We start from the raw sequence: 20,796 nt of genomic DNA, 5'->3' as shown, positions 1-20,796 counted from the left end.
TTGTTATGCGTAATTTTGTCGAATATAGCGGATTTCATGTTAGATGAGCTTGATCGCCGTTTGTTGCGCCTGTTGCAGGCTGACCCTAGCCGCGGTGTGCCGGATCTGGCGGAGGCTGTGAGCAGCACGCCGGCGCGCGTGACCCGCAGGCTGGACCAGCTGCGCGCGGCGGGCGTTTTGCTGGGCAGCCGGATCGTGATTGACTGGCGTGCGCTGGGCTATGCAGTGGCTGTCAGTCTGCGCATCACGCTCGACAAGACGCAATCGCGCGCCTTTGACGATTTTCTGGCGGCAGCACGGCAGGTGCCGGAGGTGATCGAGATCCAGACCTTTCTGGGGCGCGTGGATGTGCGCTTGTCGCTGATCGCGCGCGATCTGGCAGATTACCAGCGCATTTACCGTGAACAGGTTCTCGAATTGCCGCATATCGCGGATATCGAGGCGCTGATGACCGTCGCCACTGTCAAGGGCGACGAAAGCCTTCCGCTATGACATTGGATGACCTTGACCGCATGATCTTGCGCGCGCTGAGCGTGAATGCCGATCAATCCACCACGCAGCTGGCCACCAAGCTGGGGCTGAGCCAGCCTGCCACCTGGCGCCGGATCAAGCGGTTGCAGGAGGCTGGCGTGATCGCGGGGCGCCGGTTGCAGCTGGATGCTGCCAAGGCCGGGTTCGGGGTGACAGTGTTTTTGGGGGTGAAGCTGGCCACCAAGGGCCGCGTCAGCCTGGAGGATTTCGAACGTGCGGTGGGGGCGGTCCCCGAGGTGCAGACGGTTGATCATGTGCTGGGGCTGTATGACTACCGCCTGCGCGTGGTGGCGCGCGATCTGGCGGATTTCGAGCGCGTGCTGCGCCGCCGGCTGATGACCTTGCCCGGTGTCGGCAATGTCGAGGCCAATGTGCTTTTGTCCGAAGAGCGCCGTCCCGGGCCATTGTGAGGTCGCTGTGACGCCGATCGGAAACGCAGAATTGTGACAATGCCCTTGGTATGCCCAGATAGGCTTTGATTTCGGGTCGCCTGCGCCTTAGCTGTGGGGCAACAATCGAGGAGAATGGCGATGGACGGTGCAGCGCGTGGAGTGGACCCGGACGGGTTGATGGAGTTTTCGGTCGTTTTCACCGACCGGTCGCTGAACCATATGTCCAAGACATTTCAGGGCGTAATGACCGATATTTCGGCCATGCTGAAAGAGGTCTATGCTGCCGACCACGTAGCCATCGTACCGGGTGGCGGCACCTATGGCATGGAGGCCGTGGCGCGCCAGTTCGGCAGCGGGGCGCATGCCTTTGTTCTGCGCAACGGCTGGTTTTCCTATCGCTGGTCCCAGATTTTCGATGCGGGCCAGTTTACCGCCCAGACCACGGTGATGAAGGCCCGGCAGGCAGGGAACGACAGCCGCGCGCCTTTTGCGCCTGCACCCATCGCTGACGTGGTCGCCGCGATCCGCGACGCGCGCCCCGATGTCGTCTTTGCCCCGCATGTGGAAACATCAGCAGGCATCATCCTGCCTGACGATTACCTGACGGCCCTTGCTGATGTGGCGCATGAGGTGGGCGCGATCATGGTGCTGGATTGTATCGCCTCGGGCTGTGTCTGGGTCGATATGAAGGCGACCGGTGTTGATGTGCTGATTTCCGCGCCGCAAAAGGGCTGGTCGTCCACCCCGTCAGCGGGCCTTGTGATGTTGTCCCAGCGCGCGGCGGACCGGATGGCAGCGACGACGTCCAATTCCTTTGCCGTTGATCTGAAGAAATGGCATGCAATCATGCAGGCCTATGAAAATGGTGGTCATGCCTATCATGCGACCATGCCCACCGACGGGCTGCGCGCGTTCCGCGACACGATGCTGGAAACCAGGCAGTATGGCTTTGACAAGTTGAAGGCCGCGCAATGGGAGCTCGGCAATGCCGTGCGCCGCGTGCTAGCGGACAAGGGGCTGCGTTCTGTCGCGGCGGATGGCTTTGCCGCGCCCGGTGTTGTTGTCAGCTATACCGATGATCCGGCTATCCAGAACGGGTCCAAATTCATGGCCGAAGGCATGCAGATCGCTGCGGGCGTGCCGCTGCAATGCGACGAGCCTGCAGATTTCCGCACCTTCCGGCTGGGGCTGTTCGGGTTGGACAAGCTTTATGATGTGCAAGGCACGCTCGCGCGACTGATACCGGTGCTGGATCGCGTCCTCTAACGCGCGCCCAGACCCAGTTGCATCAGCGTGCGCCGGACCGGCGTGATCCCGTAAAGTGCCGCGATCCCGCGCGCGCGCAAATCCTGCGCCACGCTATTGCCCAGCATCGACGCCTTGTTCAGCGCGTCGATACCCGCGACCCGCAGCTTGATATCGGGGTGCCGCTGGCGGGCGTAGCTGTCCAGCATCGCGGGGCTGCCAAGGCTGGCAGGATCGGCTGTGGCAAGATCCAGCAAGCATGCCAGATCGCGCAGCGACATGTTCAGCCCCTGCGCGCCGATAGGCGGCATGACATGCGCGGCCTCGGCCACCAGTGCTGTGCGCGGGCCGGTGATCTGGTCGGCTATCTGGCTAATGATCGGCCAGACCATGCGTTTGGAGGCGAGCTTGAGCGGGCCGTAATGCCATGCTGACCGGTCATTCGCCTCGGCCTCGAAATCGGTAGCATCCAGCGCCGCGCGGCGCAGGGTTTGCGCGCCATGATCCATCCAGACCACGGCAGAGCAGGGCAGGCCCGCATGATCGGGCAGCGGGACAAGCGTGAAAGGCCCGCCTGCGCGATGAATCTCGGTCGAAATATTGTCATGCGGTGCGTCATGCGTGACAGCAAAGGTCATGGCCTTTTGGCCGTAACGCGTGGTTGTCGCGCTGATCCCCAAGGCGCGGCGCACGGCGGAATTGCGCCCGTCGGCCCCGATAACCAGCGAGGCTGCGACCTGTGTGCCGTCGGTCAGATTGACCAAGGCCGCGTTCAGGCGCGGCACCATGTTGCCAAAACTGATGCCCGGGCGGAAATCAACGTTTGGCAGGTCTTGCAGGCGCGCGACGATTTCGCGCCGGAGCAGCCAATTGGGCAGGTTCCAGCCGAAGGGCTGGTCAGAAATATCGCTGGCGTCGAAATCACGCATAACATGGGGGCTGGCTGCGGCATCGACGATGCGCATGATCTGCAAGGGGGTCGCGTAATCCGCAAGGTGTGGCCAGATGCCCGCTGTCTCCAGAAACGCCTGTGCCGGTTGCAGGAACGCCGTGGTGCGCAGATCGGCCCCGTCGCTGTCGGCATCGGTCACGGGCGGTGTAGGATCGACGATCACCACCGAAAAACCGGCCGTGCCAAAGGCGGCAGCCGCCACCAGCCCCGCGACACCGCCACCGGCGATCAGAATATCAGTTTCTTTGCGTTCCATGACACGGACATAGTCCGCCGATGCGGGCTTGAGAAGGATCAGCGCGCAAGCTGCGACAAGAAAGCCGCAAGGTCCGGCGCGCCATGGTGGATATGCAGCGCGCTTTCGGGGGTTTCATGCACATGTACCGTCCGCATGCCGACGTCATGCGGCACAGCCAGATTGCGGGCTTCATCCTCGAACATCGCGGCTTTGGTGGGGGTGATCCCGTCACGGGTAAAGATCGCCGCAAAAGCCTCGGCTGTGGGTTTGGGGCGGTAATTGGCGTGTTCAACGCCGTAAACCGCATCGAAATGCCGGGTCAGGCCGCGCGCGGCCAGCACGCGTTTGGCATGGTTTTCCGACCCGTTGGTATAGACGACCTTGCGCCCCTGCAGCCCCGCGATGGCCGCCCCCAGCAGCGGATCAGGCGCCAGATGCGTGATGTCGATGTCATGCACATCGGCCAGAAAATCATCGGGGTCGATGTGATGTTCGGCCATCAGCCCCGCGAGGGTAGACCCGTGGCTGATCCAATAGTCATGCGCCAACCGCAGCGCGCGCGCCTGATCCAGCCCTGTGATCCGCATCACATAGGCCGCAAAACGCACATCCATCTGCGCGAACAGCCCCGCCGACGGGTGATAAAGCGTGTTGTCGAGGTCAAAGACCCACGTATCGACATGTGCAAAATGCTGCGCAACCATGCGGCTTTGGTAATCTGCCCCTTGTCGGGGTGCAACCGCTTGGGCTTGCCTGCGGCGGCGCATGCGGCGTAATGTTTTGGGAACAACGACAGGTTCACTTATGCAAGACCCGCGACATGCCCAGAAAGACGCCTATGCCCTGATACTGGAGGCGATCGACAGCCACCTTTATAAACCGGGTGACAGGTTGGTCGAAAGCGAATTGGCCGAACGGTTCGGCGTGTCGCGCACCCCGATTCGCGAGGCGTTGCAGCGGCTGGAAACGCAATCCTTGCTGACCCGCGACGGGCGGTCGCTGATCGTGGCCTCGCTGGATCATTCGCAATTGTCGGAACTTTACGTCGTGCGCGGCGAGTTGGAAGGGCTGGCCGCCCGTCTGGCCGCGCGCCACGCCGCCCCCGAAGAGGTGCGGGTTTTGCAGGACATGCTGGAGGCCGACAAAAGGCTGATCAATGATCCATCCGCGCTGAGCCGTGCGAACCGGCGGTTTCACAAGCAGATCCATCTGGCGTCACATAACCGCTATCTGGTGCAGCAGCTGGACCTTGTGCATCGGTCGATGGCCTTGCTGGCCACAACGTCGCTGGCCGCCGAAGGGCGCGGCGCGCAGACCTTGGAGGAACATGCCGCCATTGTCGCAGCGATCGCGGCGGGTGATGGTGACGCTGCTTATAAGGCGCTGCGCGATCACATCTCTGCTGCGTTTGTTACGCGGCTGAAACTGGATGCGGCAAAGGTCGAGGCGGCAGATTAGCGGGCGGTTTCAGCCCCGTCAGCACCACGCCATGCGCGGTCTTGTCCCAATAGAACGGCCTTGTGGCCAGTTCGGCCAGCCCGCGATAGGCCGCCAGCGTACCCAGCGGGAAATAAGCCGGCAGCGTCAGCGCCCAGCCCCACAGCCGCAGACGGCCCGCCTTGTGTAGCCCCACAAGATTGACCAGCAAGGCCAGCGCCTCGGCCGCGATAAACGCATAGGTCATCGCCCAGAACGCCCCTGCCGACAGCCAGCCATGCAGCGGATGCGCCACCCCCAGCGGGATCAGCCAGAGCGACCAGAACAAGGGCATCAGGGCAAACAGGCTCAGCGTGCCTAGAAACAACACCTGCACCCCGATGAATTGCCACAGCCCCAGATCGCGCAACAGGCGCACGGGGCTGCGCATATGGACGCCATAGGTGATGGCGTAACCTTTCAGCCAGCGCGCGCGTTGCTTGACCCAAGGCCAGGCGCGGCCATTGGCCTCTTCCATCGTCAGGGTCGGGATCAGCGCGGTCACATAGCCGCGCCGCGCCAGACGCAGGCCCAGATCCGCATCCTCGGTCACGTTATGCGCGTCCCATGCGCCCAAGGTTTCCAGCACGCTGCGCCGGAAAAACAGCGTCGTGCCGCCCAAAGGCACCACCAGTCCCAACCGCGCCAGCCCCGGCAGGACGACACGGAACCATGCCGCATATTCGATGGTGAAACAGCGGGTCAGCCAGTTGGTGCCGGCATTGTAATAATCCAGCACCCCTTGCAGGCATGCGACATGCGCCCCAGCGGCGGCGAAATGGCGGGCCACGACGTGCAATTGGTCGGGGGCGGGTGCGTCTTCGGCATCCCAGACGCCGATGATGCTGCCCCGCGCGAAGGGCAGCGCATAATTCAGCGCGCGTGGCTTGGTCTTGACCTGACCGGGCGGGACGATGATGGCCCTGATCCAGCCCGGTAGCTGGGTGCGCGCCAGCGTCGCGCGGGTGGTCGCGTCATCCTGTTCCAGCACAAGACAGACATCAAGCAAGGCGCGCGGATAGCGCAGCGCCGCCAGCCGCACCAGCAGATGCGACGCAATCGCCGTTTCGCGGTAAAGCGGGATCAGCATCGTGATCACCGGCAGATCGGCCTCGGCCACGGGGCGGGGGTCGTGGGCGCGCGCGCGCATCCCGATGATCACGGCGGCCGCTTTCAGCAGCGTCGTAGCGATCAGCACGACCATCGCCCAAAGCGTGACTGCGATGATCAGCGCACCCAGATCAAGGACCGCACAGGCCATGATGGCCACCGCCATGGCCAGCGCCAGCCGCGCGGCGCGGGCCGCGTCCCATGTCCGGCAGCTTTCGGTGGCAGGCACGCAAGTCTCCGCATCCGCCGCAAAGATGGGGCCATGCAGGGTGGCGATGGCATCGGTCAGCTTGGCCTCGGTGGTGATCGCCATGCGGATGCGGCCAAAGACCTGTTCCAGATCGGGGCGCGCAGCGGCGAAACGGGTGGGGCAGGTGGTCAGGACCGTGACCGTACCCTGCGCAGCGCGCCATGGCAGCACCCCGCGGCGCAGGCAATCCCGTGCGCCCCAGCGGGCGATCAGCGTTGCATCCGCTGGGCGGCGGGTCGGATCAACAACCTGCGCGCCATGGGCTTTTGCCAGATAGCGGGCGATTGTCCGCGATGGCAGGTTGTAATCGCGCAGCAATATATCGCTCAGCGGCACATCCAGACGCAGCGCCGCGGCAGCGGCACGGTCGGCCTGTCCCTGATCCAACAGATGCCTGGCCAACAAGGATTGCAACAGCGCCACATCCGTATCGGTCAGGCGGGCGGCAACAGCGGAATCGGTGATGAAATCAAGCATATGGCACCTGTCCCGTGACCGGATCAGGTATCGCGCCACATGGTTAAGGACTGGTTAATGCGTCCTCAGCGCGCGGCGCGGGTATCCATCGCCTCGGCAAAGCGTTCGAACAGGTAATAGCTGTCCTGCGGGCCGGGGCTGGCCTCTGGGTGGTATTGCACGCTGAACACCGGGCGGCCATCAAGGCGGATACCGCAATTGGACCCGTCAAACAGCGACACATGGGTTTCGATGACACCCGCAGGCAGGGTCTGGCTGTCCACGGTAAAGCCGTGGTTCATCGATGTGATCTCTACCTTGCCGGTCTGCATATCTTTGACCGGATGGTTGGCCCCGTGATGACCGTGGTTCATCTTGATGGTGCGCGCGCCCAAGGCCAGCGCCAGCATCTGATGCCCCAGACAGATGCCAAAGACCGGAATATCGGTTGCCAGCACACCCTGGATCATCGGCACGGCATAAACACCGGTGGCCGCAGGATCGCCCGGACCATTGGACAGGAACACGCCATCGGGGTTCAGGGCCAGCACATCCTCGGCGCTGGCGCTGGCGGGCAGGACGGTCACATCGCAACCAGCCGATGCCAGACAACGCAGGATATTGCGCTTGGCGCCGAAATCGACCGCAACAACCTTGTGGCGGGCTTGCGTCTGTGGCTGATGGCCTTCGGGCCAGGCCCACCGCATTTCATTCCAGTGATAAGATTGCGCGCAGGTCACATCCTTTGCCAGATCTAGTCCTTCCAGACCGGCAAAGGCGCGGGCCTTGGCGACCAGTTTTTCCAGATCGAATACGCCGTCTGGATGATGGGCCAAGGCGACATGCGGCGCACCCTGCTGGCGGATCGCACGGGTCAGGCGGCGGGTGTCGACGCCTCCCATGCCAATCCGGTTGCGCGCGGCCAGCCAGCTTTTCAGCTCTCCTGTGGCGCGCCAGTTGGATGCCTCGGTCGGGTCCCATTTGACAACCATTCCCGCCGCGACCGGATCAGCGGTTTCATCATCGTCGGTATTGACGCCAGTGTTGCCGATATGGGGAAAGGTAAAGGTGATGATCTGCCCGGCATAGGACGGGTCTGTCATGATTTCCTGATAGCCCGTCATCGCGGTGTTGAAACACAGCTCGGCGACAGTTTCCCCCACAGCGCCAAAGCCCATGCCGTAAAAGATCGTCCCATCCGCCAGTGCAAGGCAAGCCGTCGGTTTCTGCGTCATGAGCGGATCTCCATTGGTCAAATTGGTGCGGGTTTACGGGTGCACAGCCACAGGGTCAAGGCCGGAGTGCCGCCTTGCAAATAAGGGATACCATGGCGTCAGTCTGCTTGTCACCGCTGGCGCAAAGGGGTAGCATGCACTTTCGTTATCGGCAAAAGAACAGGATTTTCCATGCAGCTGCGCGACCGGATCACGACGGCACTGACCGATGCGATGAGAGCGAAAGAAGCCGACAGGCTGTCCACATTGCGCCTGATCAACGCAGCGATCAAGGACCGTGACATCGCCATGCGCGGCACCGCTGACGAAGCCGCAGGCCTGTCGGATGCTGATGTCCTTGCGATCATGGGCCGGATGGTCAAGCAACGCCAGGAAAGCGCGCGCGCCTATGAAGAAGGCGGCCGATTGGAACTCGCTGAAAAGGAACTGGCCGAGATCAAGGTGATCGAGGAATTCCTGCCCCGCCAGCTGTCCTTGTCCGAAGCCGAATCCGCCGTGGATGCGGCCATCGCCGCTGTCGGGGCCACCAGCATCCGCGACATGGGCAAGGTGATGGCGGAACTGAAAACCAAATACACCGGCCAGATGGATTTCGCCAAGGCCGGACCGATGGTCAAATCGCGGCTGGGATAGCGTCTTTCATCATCTTCCGAGCCTCAATATCCCCGCCGGAGGCATCAAAGTTTCTGTTCCGCGTCAGGTTGCTTGATCGCTGCGCAAGGCACGTTTGAGATCACCATAGAGCGCCAGCCGTTCTGACACATCCAGAAAGGCCCCGATTTCAACCTCGCGGTCGCCGCCGCGCAGGGTGATGTAATTTTCGACCGGCCCGCCCTTGGGATGCAGATGCACCGTCACCCAATAGCGGTTGGCGTGCCATTCCAGCTTTTCGCCCTTGGGGTTATGGCGGATCAGATGCGCGGTTGTGTCATCCACGGCCAGTTCTTCCAACACCTCACCGCGTTTGTAACTGATGTTGATCGCGGTCCACAGCCCCCAGAACATCAGCCCGAAAAACGGCAGCAAGGCCCAGACAACCACCGTCCCCAAAAGCGAGATCAGCGGCAGCGCCACCAGCGCCGCTGTCGCCCCCATGAACAGCACGAAATCCTTGCGCAACAGCGACCGGTAAGGCCACAGGCTCAATTGCCAGTCGGTTTGTCTGTCGGGCTGATCGGGTGTCCACTGATAGGGCATGTCGTTTCCTCGGCGTGCAGTCTGGTCTTTGCACAAACCTAGAGCCATGCGTGAAACTGTCACTGGTGTCTTGCGCCGGTCAGGCGTTTTGCCACAGCCCAAAACGAAAAAAGCCCCCGCAACGCGGGGGCTTTTGATTTGTGACGCCGCTAGTGGGCGTGTTGCTTGTCCCAGTCTTCGCGCTTGGGCAGCGTCTCGAACGTATGCTCAGGCGGTGGGCAGGGCAGGGTCCATTCCAGCGTATCAGCATATTCGTTCCACGGGTTGTTTTCCGTCACAACGCGGCCGCGCAGCAATGTCCAGGCGATCACACCGATAAAGAACACGAAAGATGCAAACGACAGGAACGCACCCCATGACGACACCAGGTTCCACAGCGCAAAGGCGTCGGGATAGTCGATGTAGCGGCGTGGCATGCCCTGACGGCCCAGAAAGTGCTGTGGGAAGAATGTCAGGTTTGCACCGATGAACATGGCCCAGAAATGCAGCTTGCCAGCCCATTCGGGATACATACGGCCGGACATCTTTGGCAGGTAGAAATAGATCCCCGCAAAGATGGCGAACACCGCACCAAGACTCATCACATAGTGGAAATGCGCCACGACATAATAGGTGTCATGATACACACGGTCCACGGCGGCCTGTGACAGCACGATGCCGGTCACACCACCGACGGTGAACAGGAACAAGAAACCAAACGCCCAAAGCATCGGTGTCTTGAACTCGATCGAGCCACCCCACATCGTCGCGATCCAAGAGAAGATCTTGACGCCGGTCGGCACCGCGATGACCATTGTCGCCAGCATGAAATAGCTTTGCTGGGTCAGGGACATGCCCACGGTATACATGTGGTGCGCCCAGACAACAAAGCCCAGAACCGCAATCGCGACCATCGCATAGACCATGGGCAGATAGCCGAAGATCGGCTTGCGGCTGAAGGTGGCGATGACGTGGCTGATGATGCCAAAGCCGGGGATAATGATGATATAGACTTCGGGATGGCCAAAGAACCACAGGATGTGCTGGTACAGGACCGGATCACCGCCGCCTTCAGGCTGGAAAAAGGTCGTGCCGAAATTGCGGTCGGTCAGCAGCATGGTGATTGCACCCGCCAGAACCGGCAGCGCCAGCAGGATCATCCAGGCGGTCACAAAGATCGACCAGGCAAACAGCGGCACTTTGTGCAGGGTCATGCCCGGCGCACGCATGTTCAGAAAGGTCGTGATGATGTTGATCGCGCCCAGGATCGACGAGGCCCCCGACAGGTGCACGGCGAAGATCGCCAGATCCATCGACATGCCTGCTTCATTGGTCGACAGCGGCGGGTACATGACCCAACCAACGCCCGACCCAAGCTGGCCATTGCCACCCGGTGCCAGCATCGAAGCCACACCCATCGCACCACCGGCCACGAACATCCAGAAAGACAGGTTGTTCAACCGCGGAAACGCCATATCGGGCGCGCCGATCTGCAGTGGCATGAAGTAATTGCCAAAGCCCCCGAACAGGGCCGGAATCACGACAAAGAACATCATAAGAACACCATGATAGGTGATCAGGACGTTCCATAGATGGCCGTTGGGTGTGCAGGGATCGGTCATGAACCCTTCTAGGCACATGTATTGTACACCCGGATACATGAGCTCGAGGCGCATATAAACGGTGAACGCCACCGAAATGAACCCTAGAACACCTGCTGTGAACAGATACAGGATCCCGATGTCCTTGTGGTTGGTGGACATGAACCACCGTGTAAAGGCACTCCGGTTGTCCTGATGTGCGTCGCCGTGGATGGCTGCGTCCGCCATGTGGCTCTCCTCGTTTTGGCTACAGATCGACGCCGCCGATTCAATATACGGCGGTCGTTGTCGGATGTTCTAGTCGCTTGCACCGGTATGGGCAACTGCGGATGCGGCGGGGATGCTGGGTAAAATTGGCGCAGGCTGGGGATCGGCTGACCGCGTAAGGTGGATTGAAATCGACCCTACATGACATCCGCGAAACGCTGCCGCAGGGCGACGTCCAGATCGGCCATGCTGACAGGCAGGCCAAGGTCCACCAGCGACGTCACGCCATGATCGCGGATACCGCAGGGCACAATGCCGTCGAAATGCGACAGGTCTGGGTCCACATTGATCGCAAGGCCATGGAACGACACCCATTTACGCATGCGAATCCCGATTGCGGCGATCTTGTCCTCGGCCAGCGCGCCGTCCGCATTGCGCGGCTTGTCCGGGCGCTGCACCCAGACGCCGACACGGCCCGGCCGGATCTCGCCCTTGATGTTGAAGGCGTCCAGCGTGCCAATGACCCAGTTTTCCAGATCTTGCACAAAGCGGCGCAGGTCGTGTCCGCGCTTGCCCACATCGAGCATGACATAGACAACCCGCTGCCCCGGCCCGTGATAGGTGTATTCGCCGCCGCGCCGTGCGTCATGCACTGGAAACCGGTCAGGCGCGATCAGGTCCGCCGCTTTGGCAGAGGTCCCTGCGGTGTAAAGTGGCGGATGTTCCAGCAACCAGATACATTCCGCCGCCTCGCCCGCGATGATCGCGTTCACGCGGGCCTCCATAAAGGCCAACGCGTCGTCATACGCTGTCAGCCCTTCGGTGATGATCCATTCTACCATGCGTTGGAGATAAACGCCCAGATGGGCGATGGGAAGGGACTTGATTTCCCTCTTGGCATCGCAAATCGCCTCGTCTATGAGAACGGCACTTACCAGCCTATGGACTTGCGGTCGTGGCGGAATTGGTAGACGCGCAGCGTTGAGGTCGCTGTGAAGTAACATTCGTGGGGGTTCGAGTCCCCCCGACCGCACCATTGTCTGGCGTGTCACCCCAACAGACCGGTCCGCGTGCTGAAGGTTTTTTGGCCCAAAAAACCTTGCGCCCCCCGCCGCCACATCACCGCAGCGCGCTATCCCGCCAGGCACCGGGCGCCAGCCCGTCCAATGTCCAATCCCCGATCTGCCAGCGTACCAGCCGCAACGTCGGAAATCCGATATGCGCGGTCATCCTGCGCACCTGCCGGTTGCGACCTTCGTGGATCGTGATCTCGATCCACTGATCTGGCACCGATTTGCGAAACCGGACAGGCGGGTCGCGCTCCCATAAGGCAGGGGGCGCAATGCGCTGCACCTGCGCAGGCCGCGTTGGTCCATCATTCAGTGTCACGCCATGCCGCAGCAGTGCCAGATCGGCGTCGGTAGGTGCGCCTTCGACCTGCACCAGATAGGTTTTTGGCAGTTTGTGGCGTGGATCGGCGATCCGCGCCTGCAAGGCCCCGTCATCTGTCAGGACCAGCAATCCTTCGCTGTCGCGGTCCAGGCGCCCTGCGGGATAAACGCCGGGCACCGTGACAAAGCCCGACAGCGTCGGGCGCGGCGACGGGCTGCGCGCATCGGTGAATTGCGACAGCACGCCATAAGGTTTGTTCAACAACAAGATGCGCGACATGGCGTTTTCTAGCCTGCGCTGCCCCGTGCCGTCCACCGTATACCTTTGTGTGCTACTAAGTATTTATAAATCAACGATTTTATATTTACACTCTGAATTGCTGCGCTAGTGTACATAGGATCTTATTGTGAAAGCGCCTGACCATGCCGCCGATTGCCGACCATCCCCTGCGCTATACTATGGCGAATGAATTGCATGCGCGGCCATTTCCGGCAGTGGGCGCGCCCAGTCGTGCGGCCTATCTTGCGATCAAGCCCGCCAGCAACGCGGCGGGCCGTGACCGTGCAGCGGACCGCGCGCATCTGATCGACCTGCTGGACCGGTTCGGCGCGCAGCATCCGCAACCCGATGCCACGCATTATTTTGGCACCATCGGCAAGCATCAGCTGAAATGGGAAAGCCATACCGAATTCGTGACCTACACGGTCTTTGGTGACGGCGTTGCCGCGCGCCCGTTTGAAGCCGCCACCTTTGACGTCTTTCCCGACGATTGGCTGTCCAAGGCGCCAGGCACACGTGTGACATCCGCCCTGATCCGGATCGAGGTTGTCGATGGTGATGACGGCATCGTTGAAAAAGCGAAGGATTGGTTCGTGCCGGAAAGTCTTGCGATCAGCCGGGTCGTGGAAAACGATCTGGTGATCGCGGGCGATTTCCGCATCGATACCGCAGGGCATATGCGCTTTGCGGTTTTCGCGCGCCCGCATGTCGATGACCGCCGGATCGGCCGTGTTGTCCAGCGCCTGTGTGAAATCGAAACCTACAAGGCGATGTCGATGCTGGCCTTGTCCAAGGCGCGCTCGCTTGGGCCGAAGATGGCGGAATTCGACCAGATCCTGACCAGCCTGCTGGAAGACATGCGCCTGCCGATGGCCGACGCCGCCAAGGTGCTGCAATCGCTGTTGCAGGTCTCGGCCGAGATCGAAAATACGATCGCGCAGACCACATTCCGGTTCGGGGCGGCGGGGGCCTATGAAACCATCGTCAACCAGCGCATTTCAATCCTGCGCGAGGAACGCTTTGCCGGTCGCCAGACATTCGGTGAATTCATGATGCGCCGTTTCGACCCCGCGATGCGCACCGTCAAATCCACCGAGGCACGGCTTTACGCAATGTCCGAACGCGCGCTGCGTGCGGGCGATCTGTTGCGTACGCGGGTCGATGTGGAACGCTCGGCGCAGAATCAGGAATTGCTGACCAGCATGGACAAACGCGCCGATCTGCAACTGCGCCTGCAACGCACCGTCGAAGGGCTGTCTGTCGTCGCGATCAGCTATTACGCGGTCAATCTGGCGCTTTACATGGCCGCCCCGCTTGAAGCAGCGTTCGGTATTACCAAACCAGTGATGACAGCCGTTGCCACGCCAATCGTGTTGCTGCTGGTCTGGACCCTGGTCAGCCGGATTCGCAAGCGGATGGAATGACGCAGGCTTGCCAGAGCCTTGGCAAGTGATACGATCCGCTCAACACGGGGGGGGATCACATGCGTCTGGTTTTGGGTTTTGCTGTGATGGCGGGCAGTGCGGCCGCGCAGGATGTGCCGCCGCCGCTGACGGATACGGATTTCAAGCCAGTCGACCTGATCGAGGCAGAGCTGGGTCAGCTGTTGTTCTACGACCCGATCCTGTCAGGCAACCGCGATGTCTCTTGTGCAACCTGTCACCACCCGGCTTTTGGCACGAGCGACGGGCTGTCTCTTGGTATGGGCGATGGCGGCATGGGGCTTGGCCCCAACCGTGTGGCCGATGCGGCCAATATGCCCGAACAGCGGATTCCGCGCAATTCACCCGCCTTGTTCAATCTGGGCGCGCACGAATTCAGCGTGTTGTTTGCCGATGGCCGGATCGAGGTGGACCCCGCCCGTCCCGGCGGCCTGCGCACACCGCTGGCCGATGACATGGTGGTGGGTTTTGCGTCGCTTTTGTCGGCGCAAACGATGTTTCCGGTGCTGTCCGCCGATGAGATGGCCGGCCATTACAGCGAAAACGACGTGGCCCAAGCTGTGCGGCGCGGCATGATCACGGGGCAGGGCGGGGCCTGGGACATTATCGCCAAACGCGTCGCGGATATACCAGCCTATGGCGATGCCTTCATTGCCGTTTATGACCATATCGACAGCCCCGACCAGATCGGGTTCACCGATATATCCAACGCTGTCGCGGCTTTCATGGAACTGGAATGGCGCTCCGATAACGCGCCCTTTGACGCGGTCCTGCGCGGCGAGGCGACATTGCCCGAACCCGCCGCCACCGGCATGGCGCTGTTTTATGGGGAGGCGGGCTGCGTGTCCTGCCATGCCGGCCCTTTTCTGACCGACCACCAGTTTCACGCGATGGGCGTGCCGCAGATCGGGCCGGGCAAGGCCGAGCGGTTCGAAAGTCACGCCAGCGATCTGGGCCGGTTCCGTGTCACGGGTGATCCGGCGGATATGTATGCCTTTCGCACACCCAGCCTGCGCAATGTGGCGCAGACCGGCCCTTATGGCCATTCGGGGGCCTATGCCGATCTGCGCGATTTTCTGGTCGCGCATCTTGATCCGGTGGCGGCATTGCAGGTCTATGATCTTGACCGTGCGTTGTTGCCCGACCTGCCGGTCGATGACAGCCGTGGGCTGGCCGATAGTGCCGCGATTGCCGCGGCGGTGACGGTTGCGCCGGTCACGGTGGACGATGCCGCCGTTGATGCCTTGCTGGCCTTTTTGGACAGTCTGACCGATCCTGATGCGCAGGCAGGCGTTCTGGGTATCCCCGATGCGGTGCCAAGCGGCCTAACTGTCGCGCGGATGCCCGAAGGTTAGGGGTGCATTCGCCTGCACCTGATGCGTGCTTTGCGCCCCGTCGGGCCATGTCACGGTCACTGTCGCGCTATCCGCATCGCCCAGACCGAAATGCAGTGGCAGTGCCTTGCCGCCCGCATGGCCGCCGCCGATGGTGTTTTGCTGGCTCTGCGTTGTAGCGTCGGTCACGACCGTGACCACAGCGCCAATGGCATGCCGGTTGCCGCCTGATTGCGTCAGCGCCACGGTCAGCCAATTGCCGGTGTCTGTCGTGACGTTGCGGTAAATCTCTAACGGTGCGCGGCGGTTCACGACGATCAGGTCCAACCGCCCGTCACCGTCGAAATCTGCCAAAGCCGCACCCCGTGACCGCGCCGTTGTGGCGACGCCTGCGGTCTGGGCTGCCTCGACAAAGGTGCCATCTGGCTGTTGCATCAACAGATTGTTGGGGTCCGCCATCGCCAGCCCCGGCATCTGGTCCACATTTCCCTTGGCGATGAACAGATCGGCGCGGCCGTCATTATCCACATCGGCAAATTCCGCGTGCCAGCCGGTGGATGGCCGCCCGTCATCGCCGGTATGCGGGCGATGGGCATAGGTCCCGATACTAAAGGGCGCATTGGCATAGGTGCCGTCAGGCTGGGCCACCTGCATCAGTTGATCCCCCATCGAAGTCAGCATGACCTCGTCGCGCCCGTCTCCGGTCAGGTCGCGGCTGGCGATCCCCATCCCCCAGAGCGAGACCTGTTTCCAGTTATCTTCAGGCCCGAGAAAGCGTTGGTCCTCGATATCCCACATCTGTTCATAGCCACCGCGCACATAATATTGGCGGTCGTTCGATATCCGCAAAGTGGATCGCTTACGCGCATCCCTGGCGGCAAGGATCGACAAGGGGCAAAAGCCGGGCGTCAGCGCCGTGCTTTGGTAGCTGCCTTGCGGCGAGGGGCGCAAAATCTGGTTGGCGTCGCAGGCCTGGAACGGGCCGTCGGGATTGGCGCGGTCCACATAATTGCCGACGGCCATGACAGGATAGCTGTCATCTTCCCACCATGCCGAAAAAGCTGTGGACCATGCGTCATCCGCAGGCAGCGGGAAACCGGTCTCGAAGCCACAGGCCCCGCTGCCCAAAAGCACCTGATTTTGCCCGACCCGCAACACGAATAGATCCATATGTCCATCGGCGTTGATGTCCACAGGATACGCACCTGTCACGCCGGACATGTCCGGCAAGCTGACAGGTTGAAAGCGAAAGTCGCCAGCGTTAATGAAAAGGGATGCGGGGTTTTCGCCGCCGGCTGCAAAAATATCGGGCAATGTGTCGCCGTTGCAGTCGAAGACAGCGACACCGCCGCCGACAAAATGTTCCCATCCGCCGCCATAGACATGGGCGGGCAGGGCGTCCGACCGATTTTCGAACACAGGTTGTGCCGTTGCAGGCATGGCCATCAGGCACAGGACCACAAACCGGATCATGCCCGCGCTTCACCCAAAGCTGCGTCCGTGACGGCCGCCAATGCTAAAGCAGTGGCACCCCGCGCCCACACCAGATCACCCCATGCATGGGTTTCAATACGGCACGGCGCGCGCCCCGATGTCAGCGTCAGTTTTTGCATTTCGGCAATCACCTCGTCGGCGTACAGGTAATCGTATTGCATCCGCTCGCCAGACAGAATGATCAATTCAGGATCGAAAAGCTGGATGACATTCGACAGACCCACCGAAAGATATCGCCCCGCGCGGCGAAAGATCGTGCGCGCAGCCTCGTTCCCGGATTTCGCCTGCGAGAACAAGGCATCAAGCATCGCATGCGCGCTTTGCTGATTGCGCGGATTGCGGTGCAGGGCGGTCGCGGCTTCGCGGGCAAGGGCATAATCGGCCAGATACGCTTCAAGACACCCACGCTGGCCACACCGACACAGCGCGCCGTCAAGCTGCACCTTTGTATGGCCCAACTCGAGCCCCATCCCGCGCGATCCCCGAAACAGCCGGTTATCCAGCACCAGCCCCATACCGACACCATGTTCGATCGTGACGACCGCGAAATCCGACATCGACCGCCCCGCGCCAAACCACAGTTCGGCAAGGGTCAGGACGTTGGAATCATTGTCCACCAGCAGCGGCACACCAAAACGCCCGACAAAGGCGGTCTGGAAATCCGTATCCCGTCCGCTCAGCAAAGGGGACCACGCGACCATGCCTGAGCTGTGGTCAACCAGACCCGACAACCCGACACCGACCGCAGAAATATCCGACAGCGACTTGCCCGCCGCTTTCAGTACCAGATCCATCAAGGCGTCGATTTCTTCCAGAATCGCATCCATGGATTTGCGCGTAGGCAGGGTCGCCAAGGATGCATCGGCCAGCATCTGGCCCGCGAAATCTGTCAAAACGGCGGAATGAACCTCGTCTGACAGTTTAATTCCGATGACGTAGCGGCCTTCTGGGACCACTTCCAACGCGACCGGCGGGCGTCCACGGCCCAATTCGCGCGTCAGCCCCTCGACCTCGCGCAGCAGGCCGGCGGTGATCAGGTCAGCGGTCAGTGTCGTCGCCGATCCGGCACTGATTCCCAAGGCGCGGGTCACATCTGTACGGGCCGCACGGCCTTCTGCGCGGACATGTTCAAAAATCTGCTGGCGCAACGGTTTGCTTTCACCATGAGTGGCTGGCAGCAGCGGGCCGCACCCAGCTGGGGCGGGCGATTCGTCGCTTTGCGATGAGATAACGTCGTACATAATTTACGGCCTGAATTATTAATGACCAGAGACCGAGTGGTTTACGGGTATTTTCAAAGTCTGCCCAATTTTTCCGCGGTCGAAAAGCGAAATTTTCTAATTTTCGGCAATTTTTATTTTGACAACTGAATTAAATTTGGCATTTTGGCTTTCGTGGGGTCAAAAACCCGCGCCCTCAGTGCATGGGGGCACATCATTGGGAGGAAAACATGCATAAATCCATTCTCGTCGCGGCAATTGCCGTGGTCGGTTTCAACTCGGCTGCTCTGGCAGAGGGTATGCGCGTTGGCGTATCCTGGGCCAGCTTTCAAGAAGAGCGCTGGAAAATCGATGAAGCTGCCATGGTCGCTGCGATCGAAGCCAACGGCAACACCTATGTGTCCGCCGATGCGCAGTCTTCTGCGGCAAAGCAGCTGACAGACATCGAAGCACTGATGAGCCAAGGTGTTGATGTCCTGATCATTAACGCCTGGGACAAAGATGCGATCGGGCCTGCTATCGACGCAGCCGCCAACGAAGGCATCCCTGTCATCGGTTATGACCGTCTGATCGAAGATGACCGCACATTTTATCTGACATTCGACAACGTCGGCGTTGGCCGGATCATCGCGCAATCCGTTCTGGATGTGCAGCCTGAAGGCAATTACGCCATCATCAAAGGTGACCCAGGTGACCCGAATGCCGGTTTCTTGTTGCAGGGCATGATGGAAGTCATCGGCGACAGCGTGAATTCGGGTGCGATCACCATCGTGGGCGAAGCCTTCTCTGACGCGTGGAAGCCAGAAAGTGCGCAGCGCAACATGGAGCAGATCCTGACCGCCAACAACAACAACGTTGATGCGGTTCTGTCCCAGAACGACGGCATGGCCGGCGGTGTTGTTGCAGCGCTGAGCGCGCAGGGCCTTGTGATCCCGGTTGGCGGTCAAGACGGTGATTTGGCTGCGATCAACCGCGTTGCACGTGGTTTGCAGACAGTGTCTGTCTGGAAAGACGCCCGTGCATTGGGTGCCGCTGCCGGTCAGATCGCGTCTGATCTTGCAAGCGGGACAGCTATGGCGGCCATCGACGGTGCTGGTGTCTTCTCGAATGGTGAGAAGGGGATCCCTGTGAACGCGATCCTGTTGGACCCGACACCTTTGACACGCGACAACCTGAATGTTGCAATCGACGCAGGCCACATCTCGAAAGCGCAAGCTTGTGAAGGCGCAATCGCTGGCGTTGCCGGCTGCGAATAAGCTGTGAATTGACCGGCGCCCGGCACAAACCGGGCGCCGGTCTTTTATTTGCCTGCATGTCAGTCTGGCCAACAGCCACGTCCAGACGCAGTGACAGCCGCCGCATTTTCATTGCCGGATAGAGTTGCGGTTGCTTGGCCAATGCAACATGGGAACAAGAGTATGACTGATACGACCGAGGCCTCTGACGCCTCTGCTGAAACCAAAAGCGGCCAGCAAGACCTAGGGCTGATAGGCAAGTTTCTCAAAGGAACGGAAATTGATACCCGCCTGTTGGGGATGTTTGGCGCGCTTGCCTTGATCTGGTTCGGTTTTCATATCTACGGCGCGGTTTTTAACGGGTTCGGCGCCATGTTGACGCCGCGCAATCTGTGGAACCTGTCGGTGCAAACCTCGTCGATTGGCATCATGGCGACAGGGATGGTGCTGGTGATTGTGACCCGCCACATTGATTTGTCTGTGGGCGCGCTGTTGGGCGTGACCGGCATGACGATGGGGATCGTTCAGGTTGAAATCTTGCCGCAATATCTGGGCCTGGGTCATCCGTTGATCTGGATCGTCACCGCGACCATCGGCATTCTGATGGGGATGACGATTGGTGCATTTCACGGCTGGTTGATTGCCTATCGCGGGATCCCGGCCTTTATCGTCACGCTGGGCGGGCTTTTGGTGTGGCGCGGCGCGGCATTTCTGGCGAATAACGGCAAAACGATTTCGCCTGTGGATTCGACCTTCCAGCTTTTGGGTGGCGGTCCATATGGCACGATTGGCGCGACGGGCAGTTGGGTTGTAGGGATTATCGTTTGCATTGCCATCGTCTGGATGATGGTTTCAAGCCGTCGCAGTCGCCAGAGACACGGCTTTGCTCAGCGCCCGATCTGGGGTGAACTGACCGTCGGCGGCACGTCATGTGCGCTTGTCATCGGATCTGTCCTGTTGGTGAATTCCTATCCGTGGCCACGCGGCATCGTGAACCAATATGCCGCTGCGAATAACATCACCGTTCCGCCCGAAGGTCTTTTCATCAGTCATGGCTTTGCCATTCCTGTTCTGATCCTTGTGGTTGTCGGGATATTGATGACCATTCTGGTCAAGCGCACGCGGTTTGGCCGCAATGTGTTTGCCATCGGTGGAAACCCCGAAGCGGCAGAGCTGGCAGGCATTAACGTCAAATGGATGACGATGCGCATCTTCATGTTGATGGGGTCATTGGCGGGACTGGCCGCTGTTGTGGCCTCCGCGCGTCTGAATTCTGCGACAAACGCCTTGGGCCTGTTGGACGAACTCTATGTGATCGCCGCAGCGGTGATCGGCGGTACATCACTGGCAGGTGGCATTGGTACGATCTATGGCGCAATTCTGGGTGCCTTGGTGATGCAAAGTCTGCAATCGGGCATGGTCTTGATCGGTTTTGATACATCCGTGCAGCAGATCGTCGTTGGTTCGGTCCTTGTGCTCGCTGTCTACCTCGACAATCTTTACCGCAAAAACGTCAAGTAAGGGGATCTTT

19 protein-coding genes and 1 tRNA gene are annotated in these 20,796 nt (G+C 60.7%); 10 read left to right on the top strand and 10 right to left on the bottom strand.

All coding sequences use genetic code 11. From position 1 onward, the window contains the following. The first annotated feature begins 36 nt into the window (after positions 1 to 36). The 3 genes from SKA53_RS06815 to SKA53_RS06805 all read left to right on the top strand — a co-directional run bounded on the left by SKA53_RS06815 (position 37) and on the right by SKA53_RS06805 (position 2,189). Positions 37 to 492, top strand: a complete 456-nt coding sequence (locus tag SKA53_RS06815) for an Lrp/AsnC family transcriptional regulator (RefSeq protein ID WP_007205361.1) — start codon at positions 37 to 39, stop codon at positions 490 to 492. After that, positions 489 to 941, top strand: a complete 453-nt coding sequence (locus SKA53_RS06810) for an Lrp/AsnC family transcriptional regulator (RefSeq protein ID WP_007205360.1) — start codon at positions 489 to 491, stop codon at positions 939 to 941. Before SKA53_RS06815 ends, SKA53_RS06810 begins: the two co-directional genes overlap by 4 nt. A 120-nt stretch (positions 942 to 1,061) precedes the next feature. Next, positions 1,062 to 2,189, top strand: coding sequence for an aminotransferase class V-fold PLP-dependent enzyme (locus tag SKA53_RS06805; RefSeq protein WP_110549079.1), 1,128 nt, complete (start codon positions 1,062 to 1,064; stop codon positions 2,187 to 2,189). Here SKA53_RS06805 and SKA53_RS06800 read toward each other — a convergent pair. Next, entirely contained in the window at positions 2,186 to 3,376 is a 1,191-nt protein-coding gene (locus SKA53_RS06800; RefSeq protein ID WP_007205358.1) for a UbiH/UbiF family hydroxylase, read from the bottom strand. The two genes, SKA53_RS06805 and SKA53_RS06800, sit on opposite strands and share 4 nt — an antisense overlap. Positions 3,377 to 3,414: 38 nt before the next feature. Further along, on the bottom strand, positions 3,415 to 4,062 hold the full coding sequence (locus SKA53_RS06795) for a pyrimidine 5'-nucleotidase (RefSeq protein ID WP_007205357.1): 648 nt from the start codon (positions 4,060 to 4,062) through the stop codon (positions 3,415 to 3,417). A gap of 100 nt (positions 4,063 to 4,162) precedes the next feature. On the opposite strand from SKA53_RS06795, the gene SKA53_RS06790 reads away from it, so the two are divergent. Next, a complete protein-coding gene (locus SKA53_RS06790) occupies positions 4,163 to 4,816 on the top strand; it encodes a GntR family transcriptional regulator (protein ID WP_007205356.1) in 654 nt (217 codons plus the stop codon). Here the strand turns inward: SKA53_RS06790 and SKA53_RS06785 are convergent. Together SKA53_RS06785 and carA are read right to left on the bottom strand one after the other, a co-directional pair. Then, entirely contained in the window at positions 4,770 to 6,671 is a 1,902-nt protein-coding gene (locus SKA53_RS06785; RefSeq protein WP_007205355.1) for a glycosyltransferase, read from the bottom strand. The genes SKA53_RS06790 and SKA53_RS06785 overlap by 47 nt on opposite strands. 65 nt (positions 6,672 to 6,736) lie before the next feature. Beyond that, positions 6,737 to 7,885 (bottom strand): glutamine-hydrolyzing carbamoyl-phosphate synthase small subunit, encoded by a 1,149-nt coding sequence (gene carA / locus SKA53_RS06780; protein WP_007205354.1) that lies wholly within the window; start codon positions 7,883 to 7,885, stop codon positions 6,737 to 6,739. A 171-nt stretch (positions 7,886 to 8,056) separates the two neighbouring features. Here carA and SKA53_RS06775 point away from each other — a divergent pair, with 171 nt between their 5' ends. Then, positions 8,057 to 8,518 (top strand): GatB/YqeY domain-containing protein, encoded by a 462-nt coding sequence (locus SKA53_RS06775; RefSeq protein ID WP_007205353.1) that lies wholly within the window; start codon positions 8,057 to 8,059, stop codon positions 8,516 to 8,518. 63 nt (positions 8,519 to 8,581) lie between these two features. Here SKA53_RS06775 and SKA53_RS06770 read toward each other — a convergent pair whose 3' ends face one another. The 3 genes from SKA53_RS06770 to lipB form a co-directional block, all read right to left on the bottom strand. Continuing rightward, positions 8,582 to 9,082 (bottom strand): DUF2244 domain-containing protein, encoded by a 501-nt coding sequence (locus tag SKA53_RS06770; RefSeq protein ID WP_007205352.1) that lies wholly within the window; start codon positions 9,080 to 9,082, stop codon positions 8,582 to 8,584. 149 nt (positions 9,083 to 9,231) lie between these two features. Next, positions 9,232 to 10,890 carry a cytochrome c oxidase subunit I gene (gene ctaD, locus SKA53_RS06765; protein ID WP_007205351.1) on the bottom strand — a complete coding sequence of 553 codons (1,659 nt, stop codon included), beginning with the start codon at positions 10,888 to 10,890 and terminating at the stop codon, positions 9,232 to 9,234. A gap of 176 nt (positions 10,891 to 11,066) precedes the next feature. Further along, positions 11,067 to 11,711, bottom strand: coding sequence for a lipoyl(octanoyl) transferase LipB (gene lipB / locus SKA53_RS06760; RefSeq protein ID WP_007205350.1), 645 nt, complete (start codon positions 11,709 to 11,711; stop codon positions 11,067 to 11,069). Positions 11,712 to 11,818: 107 nt separating this feature from the next. Between lipB and SKA53_RS06755 the strand changes: the two genes are divergently transcribed. After that, a tRNA-Leu gene (locus SKA53_RS06755) sits at positions 11,819 to 11,905 on the top strand. Positions 11,906 to 11,988: 83 nt separating this feature from the next. Here SKA53_RS06755 and SKA53_RS06750 read toward each other — a convergent pair. Next, positions 11,989 to 12,540 carry a pseudouridine synthase gene (locus tag SKA53_RS06750; protein WP_007205349.1) on the bottom strand — a complete coding sequence of 184 codons (552 nt, stop codon included), beginning with the start codon at positions 12,538 to 12,540 and terminating at the stop codon, positions 11,989 to 11,991. A gap of 143 nt (positions 12,541 to 12,683) precedes the next feature. Here SKA53_RS06750 and SKA53_RS06745 point away from each other — a divergent pair, with 143 nt between their 5' ends. Both SKA53_RS06745 and SKA53_RS06740 read left to right on the top strand, forming a co-directional pair. After that, on the top strand, positions 12,684 to 13,964 hold the full coding sequence (locus SKA53_RS06745) for a DUF3422 family protein (RefSeq protein ID WP_007205348.1): 1,281 nt from the start codon (positions 12,684 to 12,686) through the stop codon (positions 13,962 to 13,964). Between the two features lie 59 nt (positions 13,965 to 14,023). Beyond that, on the top strand, positions 14,024 to 15,337 hold the full coding sequence (locus SKA53_RS06740; protein ID WP_007205347.1) for a cytochrome-c peroxidase: 1,314 nt from the start codon (positions 14,024 to 14,026) through the stop codon (positions 15,335 to 15,337). Here the strand turns inward: SKA53_RS06740 and SKA53_RS06735 are convergent. Continuing rightward, on the bottom strand, positions 15,308 to 16,789 hold the full coding sequence (locus SKA53_RS06735; protein ID WP_007205346.1) for a CRTAC1 family protein: 1,482 nt from the start codon (positions 16,787 to 16,789) through the stop codon (positions 15,308 to 15,310). The genes SKA53_RS06740 and SKA53_RS06735 overlap by 30 nt on opposite strands. Beyond that, positions 16,786 to 18,051, bottom strand: a complete 1,266-nt coding sequence (locus SKA53_RS06730) for an ROK family protein (protein ID WP_007205345.1) — start codon at positions 18,049 to 18,051, stop codon at positions 16,786 to 16,788. Before SKA53_RS06730 ends, SKA53_RS06735 begins: the two co-directional genes overlap by 4 nt. A 209-nt stretch (positions 18,052 to 18,260) precedes the next feature. Between SKA53_RS06730 and SKA53_RS06725 the strand changes: the two genes are divergently transcribed. Together SKA53_RS06725 and SKA53_RS06720 are read left to right on the top strand one after the other, a co-directional pair. Next, entirely contained in the window at positions 18,261 to 19,286 is a 1,026-nt protein-coding gene (locus SKA53_RS06725; protein ID WP_040483182.1) for a substrate-binding domain-containing protein, read from the top strand. Between the two features lie 162 nt (positions 19,287 to 19,448). Next, complete coding sequence (locus SKA53_RS06720) at positions 19,449 to 20,786, top strand: sugar ABC transporter permease (RefSeq protein ID WP_007205343.1); 1,338 nt, start codon at positions 19,449 to 19,451, stop codon at positions 20,784 to 20,786. Positions 20,787 to 20,796 lie beyond the last annotated feature (10 nt).

It is taken from the genome of Yoonia vestfoldensis SKA53 (assembly GCF_000152785.1).
GTDB classification, from domain to species: Bacteria; Pseudomonadota; Alphaproteobacteria; order Rhodobacterales; family Rhodobacteraceae; genus Yoonia; species Yoonia vestfoldensis_A.
The sequence above is the reverse complement of the archived record's forward strand: the minus strand, read 5'-3'. Positions and strand labels throughout refer to the sequence as shown.

Coding starts and splice junctions, on each gene's coding strand:
- SKA53_RS06815 (WP_007205361.1), top strand. CDS start 37: ATGTTAGATGAGCTTGATCGCCGTTTGTTGCGCCTGTTGCAGGCTGAC.
- SKA53_RS06810 (WP_007205360.1), top strand. CDS start 489: ATGACATTGGATGACCTTGACCGCATGATCTTGCGCGCGCTGAGCGTG.
- SKA53_RS06805 (WP_110549079.1), top strand. CDS start 1,062: ATGGACGGTGCAGCGCGTGGAGTGGACCCGGACGGGTTGATGGAGTTT.
- SKA53_RS06800 (WP_007205358.1), bottom strand. CDS start 3,376: ATGGAACGCAAAGAAACTGATATTCTGATCGCCGGTGGCGGTGTCGCG.
- SKA53_RS06795 (WP_007205357.1), bottom strand. CDS start 4,062: ATGGTTGCGCAGCATTTTGCACATGTCGATACGTGGGTCTTTGACCTC.
- SKA53_RS06790 (WP_007205356.1), top strand. CDS start 4,163: ATGCAAGACCCGCGACATGCCCAGAAAGACGCCTATGCCCTGATACTG.
- SKA53_RS06785 (WP_007205355.1), bottom strand. CDS start 6,671: ATGCTTGATTTCATCACCGATTCCGCTGTTGCCGCCCGCCTGACCGAT.
- carA (WP_007205354.1), bottom strand. CDS start 7,885: ATGACGCAGAAACCGACGGCTTGCCTTGCACTGGCGGATGGGACGATC.
- SKA53_RS06775 (WP_007205353.1), top strand. CDS start 8,057: ATGCAGCTGCGCGACCGGATCACGACGGCACTGACCGATGCGATGAGA.
- SKA53_RS06770 (WP_007205352.1), bottom strand. CDS start 9,082: ATGCCCTATCAGTGGACACCCGATCAGCCCGACAGACAAACCGACTGG.
- ctaD (WP_007205351.1), bottom strand. CDS start 10,890: ATGGCGGACGCAGCCATCCACGGCGACGCACATCAGGACAACCGGAGT.
- lipB (WP_007205350.1), bottom strand. CDS start 11,711: ATGGTAGAATGGATCATCACCGAAGGGCTGACAGCGTATGACGACGCG.
- SKA53_RS06750 (WP_007205349.1), bottom strand. CDS start 12,540: ATGTCGCGCATCTTGTTGTTGAACAAACCTTATGGCGTGCTGTCGCAA.
- SKA53_RS06745 (WP_007205348.1), top strand. CDS start 12,684: ATGCCGCCGATTGCCGACCATCCCCTGCGCTATACTATGGCGAATGAA.
- SKA53_RS06740 (WP_007205347.1), top strand. CDS start 14,024: ATGCGTCTGGTTTTGGGTTTTGCTGTGATGGCGGGCAGTGCGGCCGCG.
- SKA53_RS06735 (WP_007205346.1), bottom strand. CDS start 16,789: ATGATCCGGTTTGTGGTCCTGTGCCTGATGGCCATGCCTGCAACGGCA.
- SKA53_RS06730 (WP_007205345.1), bottom strand. CDS start 18,051: ATGTACGACGTTATCTCATCGCAAAGCGACGAATCGCCCGCCCCAGCT.
- SKA53_RS06725 (WP_040483182.1), top strand. CDS start 18,261: ATGCATAAATCCATTCTCGTCGCGGCAATTGCCGTGGTCGGTTTCAAC.
- SKA53_RS06720 (WP_007205343.1), top strand. CDS start 19,449: ATGACTGATACGACCGAGGCCTCTGACGCCTCTGCTGAAACCAAAAGC.